General features: G+C 63.5%; 6 protein-coding genes. 3 read left to right on the forward strand and 3 right to left on the reverse strand.

What is annotated here, in order from left to right; all coding sequences use genetic code 11:
- Positions 1 to 133: 133 nt before the first annotated feature.
- Complete coding sequence (locus ACPQ6D_RS23565; RefSeq protein WP_423226806.1) at positions 134 to 847, reverse strand: DinB family protein; 714 nt, start codon at positions 845 to 847, stop codon at positions 134 to 136.
- A gap of 231 nt (positions 848 to 1,078) precedes the next feature.
- Between ACPQ6D_RS23565 and ACPQ6D_RS23570 the strand changes: the two genes are divergently transcribed.
- The 3 genes from ACPQ6D_RS23570 to ACPQ6D_RS23580 are packed head-to-tail and all read left to right on the forward strand — an operon-like array spanning position 1,079 to position 4,971.
- Positions 1,079 to 2,734, forward strand: coding sequence for a B12-binding domain-containing radical SAM protein (locus tag ACPQ6D_RS23570; protein ID WP_423226807.1), 1,656 nt, complete (start codon positions 1,079 to 1,081; stop codon positions 2,732 to 2,734).
- Complete coding sequence (locus ACPQ6D_RS23575) at positions 2,718 to 3,302, forward strand: hypothetical protein (protein WP_423226808.1); 585 nt, start codon at positions 2,718 to 2,720, stop codon at positions 3,300 to 3,302. Before ACPQ6D_RS23570 ends, ACPQ6D_RS23575 begins: the two co-directional genes overlap by 17 nt.
- Positions 3,280 to 4,971, forward strand: coding sequence for a B12-binding domain-containing radical SAM protein (locus ACPQ6D_RS23580; RefSeq protein WP_423226809.1), 1,692 nt, complete (start codon positions 3,280 to 3,282; stop codon positions 4,969 to 4,971). Before ACPQ6D_RS23575 ends, ACPQ6D_RS23580 begins: the two co-directional genes overlap by 23 nt.
- A gap of 220 nt (positions 4,972 to 5,191) precedes the next feature.
- Here ACPQ6D_RS23580 and ACPQ6D_RS23585 read toward each other — a convergent pair whose 3' ends face one another.
- Both ACPQ6D_RS23585 and ACPQ6D_RS23590 read right to left on the reverse strand, forming a co-directional pair.
- The gene (locus ACPQ6D_RS23585; protein ID WP_423226810.1) at positions 5,192 to 6,337 is read right to left on the reverse strand and encodes a cadmium-containing carbonic anhydrase; all 1,146 of its coding nucleotides are present in this window, start codon (positions 6,335 to 6,337) and stop codon (positions 5,192 to 5,194) included.
- 153 nt (positions 6,338 to 6,490) lie between these two features.
- A complete protein-coding gene (locus tag ACPQ6D_RS23590) occupies positions 6,491 to 6,913 on the reverse strand; it encodes an SRPBCC family protein (protein WP_423226811.1) in 423 nt (140 codons plus the stop codon).
- Positions 6,914 to 7,217 lie beyond the last annotated feature (304 nt).

Genomic DNA, 7,217 nt, shown 5'->3' on the forward strand with positions numbered 1-7,217 from the left:
AAATCCTGGTAATTCTCCGGCGTGATGACAAACCAAATCCATAAATTTAGCAAAATTTGTGGTATGCCAATCCATAAATTGGGAATAATATGCACCAATATACTACTTCCGCAGCCCATGAGACCGGAAGGTCTCAACGGCCGGGAACAGATGCGGGGGGCTCGACGCGATCTTCGATCTCCCACAGATGATCAAGCAGGTGCCAGGCGACGCGGCGGACGAAGGTGCGCGGCGGCCAAATGACGCCGCCGCGCGGCCCGTGGGTTGGGATTTCCCCGCGTGCCGCCGCCGCCAGCGCAGCCAGCATCGCCTGCCGGGTGCGGTCGAGCTCCGCGCCCCGGCTCGCCGCCTCATCACGCTTCTGCTTCCAGGCGAGCCGGCCGAGGTAGCTCACATCCGCGCCCAACACGTGCTCGACAATCGTTTCAAGGTCGCGACCGCCGCCGCGCGGCCCCTTGCGCAGTTCCTTGCCCGCAGCCGACTGCACAGCCCCATCGAACGCCTGCCAGCAGGCCTGTAGAAGTGTCTGGAACCGCTGCAGGTCGGCGTCAGCAAGCGGCATCCTGTCGCTATGTGGGCCGACGTCGGGCGCGCCGAAATCGGTCGTAGCGTTGCCCGCCAGCCGCTCGACCACGTTGAACTCCGAAATCTCCGCCGGTGGCTGGAAATCTATGGTCGCGCCATGCAACACGCGCGCATAGCGCGGCCCATAGTCGCACAGGGCTTGCAGCGCCGCAGCCTCATCGCGCCCGGCCCGGCACCAACCGGGCCAGTCCACTGCGCCGGCAAACGTTCGCTTCTGCCCAATCTCAAGATAGACACTGATTTGGTTGGCAAGATGCACCATCAGTCGGCTCCTTCATGATCATCGTCAGCGCCAAGGGCATGGCAGGAAAGCTCCACTTGCCATTTTCCCATCCAGGCTCACTCGACCATCATCGGATGATAGCACGGCTTGGGTGTGACATCAACTCCGCCGCGGCCAACCAAAACGACCCTTTGACGAACGCAAGAACGGTGGTAAAATGAACTCAGGACAGTACGCGTTTCTGCTGCGGCTCCGCAAGGAAAGGTGCCTATGTTGGATGTGCTGCTCGTGGGCGCGGAGGAACTGGAAAACCTCAGCACCCGCTACCTGGCGGCCGTGCTGCGCCAGCACGGCTTCTCAGTCGCCATCGCCCCCTTTAGCACCGCGCAAGAAACCGGCGCCGTGGTGCGGCAGGCGCAGCACACGCGCCCGCGTCTGATCGGCCTCTCGATCATTTTCCAGTACCGCGCGCCGGAGTTCCTGGCCCTGGCGGCCCGCTTGCGCGATGCGCTCCCCACGGCTCACATCACCACCGGCGGTCACTTCCCGACGTTCGTCGCGCCCGAGCTGCTGCGGGACTACCCCGCGCTCGACTCCGTGGTGCGCGGCGAAGGCGAGCTCACGCTGCTGGAGCTGGTGCAGTCGCTGGACACGCCCGCAGCCTGGGGCGCGATCCGCGGCCTGACGTTTCGGCGGGACGGCCAGATCTGCGTCAACCCCTCGCGGCCGCTCATCGCGGATCTGGACAGCCTGCCTTTCCCTGCACGCGATACGCCCCCACAGCATCATCTGGGCATCGGCTTCTCACCGATCGTGGGCAGCCGCGGCTGCTACCGCAACTGTGCCTTTTGCAGCATTCACGCCTTTTACGGCGCCAGCGCCGGGTCGCGGCAGCGCTTTCGCAGCGTGCCCAACCTGGTGGCCGAAATGGAGGCGTTGTATCACAACCACGGCGTGCGCTTCTTTGTCTTCAACGATGATGAATGGTTCCCGCATGGCGCCGCGCGTGGCCCTCGGCTCGATGCCTTGGCAGCCGAGCTTAACCACCGGCGCCTGGACGTCATCATGAGCATCAAGTGCCGCGCCGACGATGTGGAAGAAGAATTATTCCGCCGCCTGCTTGATCTGGGTGTGGTGCGGGCCTACGTGGGCGTCGAGTCCGGCTCCGACAGCAGCTTGCGTCGCATGAACAAGCACACCACGGTCGCCCAAAACCGCCACGCGCTCGAAGCCCTGCACCGCGTGGGGATGCTCGCCGACTTCGGCCTGATCTTCTTCGATCCCGACAGCACTGTCGAAGACATCCGCGCGAACCTGGACTTTTTCCATGCCATGGCGGGCGCTGGTCAGGCGCCGCTCAGCTTTGGGCGCATGGAGATCTATGCCGGCACGCCGATCCTGGCGCGGTTGACGGCCGAGGGCCGGCTCAGCGGCAGTTACCTGGCCTGGAACTACGCCATCCCCGACCCTCGCGTGGAAATGCTCTTCCGCCTGATGATTGCGACGCTGCGCCATCGCCACTACGACAACAACGGCCTGGCCAAACAGTGCTCGATTGCCTGTTATGAATGGACGATGGCGCAGTATGCCCTGGGGCCGTCGGCCAACCCGGCCCTGGACGCGCGGCTGCGCCAACTGGTGGCCGCGGCCAACAACCACTCGCTGGCCCTGCTGGAAGAGATGTTCGAGTTTACCCTGCAGGAGAATCTCTATGACGCACGCCGGGTCAACGATCAGGCTGTGGCCTGGGCCAGTCGGGTCAACCTGTTCGACCTGCAAATGCAAGCTGACCTGGTCGCGTGGCGCGGCGACCTGACGCGCGCGGTGCTGCGCCACTCGTTACAAGTCGAGGACCCCGCAGCGTTCGGAGTGTCGAACTCGTTCGGCATTTTCAAGCGGGAGGCGCCCTATGGTGCCCTGGAATAAACTGCCAAGAGAAGTGCGCAAAACGATTTTGGTTGTCCTGGCGCTGACCAGCAGCGCGACGACCGCCAGTTGTGGGCCTATGGTGTGTGATCCGGCGCCGCCGCCCACCGCGACACCGACACCAACGCCCACGATCACGCCGATCATCTGTGATCCGGCCCCGCCGCCAATGACCGCGACGCCTACGCGGACGGCAACGCCCACCCGAACCCCAACACCGACCCCCACGCCGATGATCTACGATCCGCCACCTGCACCTTCTTCACAACGGTCGCAGCCGTCGGCGGCGCTCCACGGGTCGCTCCCCCTGGCAGAAATCCGCACGGTCATGATCGTTCCCGGTCGCGGCCTGAGCTTCCGGGCTGAGACGCCATGGCCTGGCGCGCAGTGGCGCTGGAGTGTCTCTGGGGGAACCCTGCAAGGGCGCGGTTCACGCGTGACCTGGCAGCCACCTGCGGAACCAGGTCGTTACCTGTTGCAAGTGGCCGCGGATTGGGGCGCGACCGGCCTGGCCGTGGATGCGCGCGTGCTGGAGGTCGGACTGGATGGCCGCGTCGCGAGCGGGTGAGCGCGTGGCCGCAGCCGACCTGGGCTCTACTGCGACTGTGTGGGATGGTCCGGTGCTGGTGGTCGAGGATGTGGGCCAGCAGCGCTTGCCCGCACGACACCTGGTCGCGGCGCTAGAGGAGGCCGGTTGGCCCGCACGCCTGGTGGATCTCATGCCCGGGCTGAACGATCCTGCCAGCCTCATCACCCTGGTGCGCGCGGTGCGGCCGCGCCTGGTGGTCTTCTCCATCCTCTTTGCCAGCCACGTTCCTGAGACATTGGCCTTGATTGCCGCCCTGCGCCAGGCCGCTGTAGCCAGCCACGTCACGTTGACCGGCCACCTGCCCTTCTTTGCCGCAGCCGAGCTGCTGGCAGCCTGCCCTGGGCTGGACTCGGTCGTGGCCGGCGAGGCTGAGGTGGCGGCGGTGGCGCTGGCAGGCAGCCTACCAGCCAGCGAACGATGGCAGACCGTGCCGGGCCTGGTATTCCGCGGCTCGGCGGGCGGCGTGGTGCGCACAGCGCCTAGCACAGCCGGCCGAGCACGTTACCGCGCCGCCGTGTCAGGCCGGTGCGAGGATGATCGCGGGGTAGACGATGGCGTGGATGCGACGGTTTCGCTGGCGGGTGCGCTCGACCGGCTGCCGTTGGCCCGGCAGCCCGACCCGCTGCCGACGTGGGGCGGCGTCGGTTTTGCCACCCTGGAGGCCAGTCGAGGATGCTACCACGCCTGTGCCTTCTGCCTGCCGTGTGCGTTTTACCGGGCGCTGGGTCCGGCGTACCGCCTGCGCGGTATTCCCCACCTGGTGGATGAGATCGAAGCCCTGGTGCGCCGGGGGGCGCGCTTGTTTCTGTTTGACGACGAGCAGTTCTTGCCCCCGCATCCCCAACGCGCGGCGCGCGTGGCAGCCTTCGGCGACGAGTTGGCGCGGCGCCGCCTGACCATTGCGTTCACGCTCAAATGTCGGGCCGACGATGTGGAGAGCGAGTTGTTCAGGCAGTTGCGCGACATGGGGCTGCGGCGCGTCTACGTGGGCATCGAGTCGGGCTGCCAGGCAACACTCGACCACCTGGCGAAGGGGGTGGGGAGGGCGAACAACCTGACCGCGCTGCAAACGCTGGCCGATCTGGGCATCGTGGCCGACTTCCGCTGTCTGCTGTTTCACCCGTGGAGCACGTGGGGGACGGTGGCGGAGGATATGGCCTTTTGCCGGCAGGTGGCGCCCCTTCTTTCCACGCTGCTGGACTGGCGCGAGGTTGAGGTGTATCCCGGCACAGGGTTGGCGAGGCGGCTGAGGTGTGAAGCGCGCGCCGCCGGCGACCCCTGGCCGTTGTCCTACGCTGTGCCTGATGCACGGGCGGAGCTGCTGCGCCGCGTGAACCGCGTGGTCGTGGGTGCGGCGCCGATTTTCCATGCGTGCCAGGCAGAGGTGACGGCGGCCTGGTTTGAACTGCTGCTGGCGCGGCGCTTCCGTCCCAGCGACCGGGATATGGCCGATGCTCGGCGGCTGCAGGCGATAGTGCAGCAGGGCAACCTGGCGCTGCTGGCCGTCTGGGAGAGAATGCTTGAATTTTCCGCTCAGGTTGACATTGGCGATGCCGCGCCTGTCAACGCCGCCGCCGCGGCCTGGGCCGCAGCCGTCAGCCTGGCCTGTCTCGAAATTCAACGTGCGCTGGCCGCGCGGGCGGCCTGACAGCCCGCGCCACATGTCCACGAGAGTTATGATCGCTTAAGCACGGGCAAGGCATCACAGTTAGACAGCTTGCCCATCGCGTCACACGGCTACCAGAATCGGCGCCCGTCTCTGCTGCCATTCTTCGGGAGTCTCAGAATCCGCCTACACCGGGCTGGCCCAACGACGATTCGCCGGCCAGCCCGTGTTGATCCGCTAAACTTCCGCCGTAATCCTGTCTTTAGACAAAAATCTCTATGGGTTTAAGCCCCACGAGGATGAAGACTGTCTGGGCGGCATTGCGCATCAGCGTCTCAGCATCAATACCCATCTTGGCTGCAAACCAGACGTCCAGGTTGAAGGCTGTTCCATCCGGCTCAAAGGTCTTGCCTGCAACGAAATTCAAGCGGACACGCTTCTCTACGTGGTCGCCCTTCAGCTCGATGTATGTTCCGCCGACATCCTTATTGGTTACGATGGCTCTAGCTTCGTCAGGGGACAATTCCATCTTCTTGAGCAGAGGAGACGTCAACGCACTCGCGTACCACTTCGCGGCAAAACCGCATCCGTTCGCGGCATGTCCTGCGTGGGCACTGTGCTCATCCCCGTGGACCGATGCGATATAACCGGCGGCTTGGATCTTTTTGACTGCTTTCTTAATCCCTTCTACGTTGCCGCTCGTGATATCTCCGGCCAGTGCAACAACCCCCAGTACGCCCCCCTGTATTTTGGGGCCAAGCATGATATTGGGCTGGCTTGCATCAGTGTATTGCCTGCCGTCAACGCAATGCACGGCTCCGCCCGGCTTAACGTCCTTAAGCTCATCGTTGTCACCTGCGCGAATCACCCACTGCTGGGCCAGCAGATCGTTGTACACGCCGGGGAACTTGGCCTTCAGGAAAGACACGGGATCTAGAGACACGGGAGACACGTTTTCGACGGTGATATTCTCTCCGCCATACGTGGCAAACCCGAAGTAGCCCCTCTCAGGCACGTCGCCATAACGGTAGGTGGCGGTTGCATACTCTTTACCGGCGATGTAGTAGGTCGCTGAGGTCGTCGTGATGATACACTGCACGTGGAACTTGGCGCCTACGGCCGGGCACCAGGCGGGCGAGATCCGCTGCACCGACGGGAAGTCTCGGAAGAGTTTCGTTCGGAAGGTGAAATCGTTTCGATGGGGTGATGCGTACCAGGAAAGCGCGTCGCACTGAGGGCTCTCCCATTCGGCCTTCGTGAATGAGAAGCAGGGAAGAAACTGGTCATTCTGATTCCCGCAGGTCACGTCAAAGCTGATTTGAGCGGGAAGCTCATACAAATCCGGCAACCAAACGTACTCGTTTGTGATCTGGAAGGACTGGGGTGTTGGACTCGGTAGTATTTTCATTGTGGGTTCATTTCTATGTTGCCCTTGCGGGGTTCATTTGCCGCAGATTCGCTTGTCATGATGGAGTCTCCCCTATAGTGATTGGTTGGCGTCGCGTATGGTGAAAATGCAGGCTCATGATACGCCGAAACCCCACGCGGGGATGGACACAAGTTACCTATCGGCCTCAATGAACTGCTTCAGCGCCAGACAGTTGGCTACCAGCGCACCTTCAAGCAGATCCACGGCTTCGCTCTCCGGGAGCCCGTCGGTCTCAAAGGTCGCCGACCACGTTAGCTCGGCCTGGTACGAACCCAGGTCGCGCACAGTCATGGTGGTCAGACAGTCAAGAAAGGGCGTGTCGGTCAGCAGGGAGTAGCTCAGCCGGTGAGCCGCGTGGTTCACCGTTTCCAGTTGCTCGACGATCATGCTGCCGTCGAAGCCGGTCAGTATGCGTCGTGCGCCGGCCCCTTTGCCCTCAACCGTGCAGGTCACGATCCCAGGGAGATACTGGCCGGCTGCGCCGAAGTCGCTGATTAGGCGCCAGATGGCGTCAGCCGGTGCGTGGATCATGATCGTGTTGGACACCTGCGTCATGTTGCCGCCTCAAGCGAAAGTGGCTGTTGTTTCTGAATGGCTGAACGATGACGACTGAGAACGACTCACCAGCTGGCGTTTGGGAGACGAGCCATTTCTACGTCTATGCCTGGCCTCTTGGCTGCGTCACTGGAGGACACAGCCAAGAGGCCAGGGGGGGGATGACGGATTCCGTGGCAGCCCTTACGGCACGAGCGGGGCATAACCGAGGTTCGCCAGGGCGCCCGCAATGACCTCGCTGCCCTTGTCCGAAGGGTGTCCGTTCATTTTGCTGATGGTAAGGTCGCCTGCGATAGGCTTCAGG

Origin of the sequence: Candidatus Amarolinea aalborgensis, assembly GCF_900491745.1 — a bacterium.
In the GTDB taxonomy this organism is placed as follows: Bacteria; Chloroflexota; Anaerolineae; order SSC4; family Amarolineaceae; genus Amarolinea; species Amarolinea aalborgensis.

Coding starts and splice junctions, on each gene's coding strand:
- ACPQ6D_RS23565 (WP_423226806.1), bottom strand. CDS start 847: ATGGTGCATCTTGCCAACCAAATCAGTGTCTATCTTGAGATTGGGCAG.
- ACPQ6D_RS23575 (WP_423226808.1), top strand. CDS start 2,718: ATGGTGCCCTGGAATAAACTGCCAAGAGAAGTGCGCAAAACGATTTTG.
- ACPQ6D_RS23580 (WP_423226809.1), top strand. CDS start 3,280: ATGGCCGCGTCGCGAGCGGGTGAGCGCGTGGCCGCAGCCGACCTGGGC.
- ACPQ6D_RS23590 (WP_423226811.1), bottom strand. CDS start 6,913: ATGACGCAGGTGTCCAACACGATCATGATCCACGCACCGGCTGACGCC.
- ACPQ6D_RS23585 (WP_423226810.1), bottom strand. CDS start 6,337: ATGAAAATACTACCGAGTCCAACACCCCAGTCCTTCCAGATCACAAAC.
- ACPQ6D_RS23570 (WP_423226807.1), top strand. CDS start 1,079: ATGTTGGATGTGCTGCTCGTGGGCGCGGAGGAACTGGAAAACCTCAGC.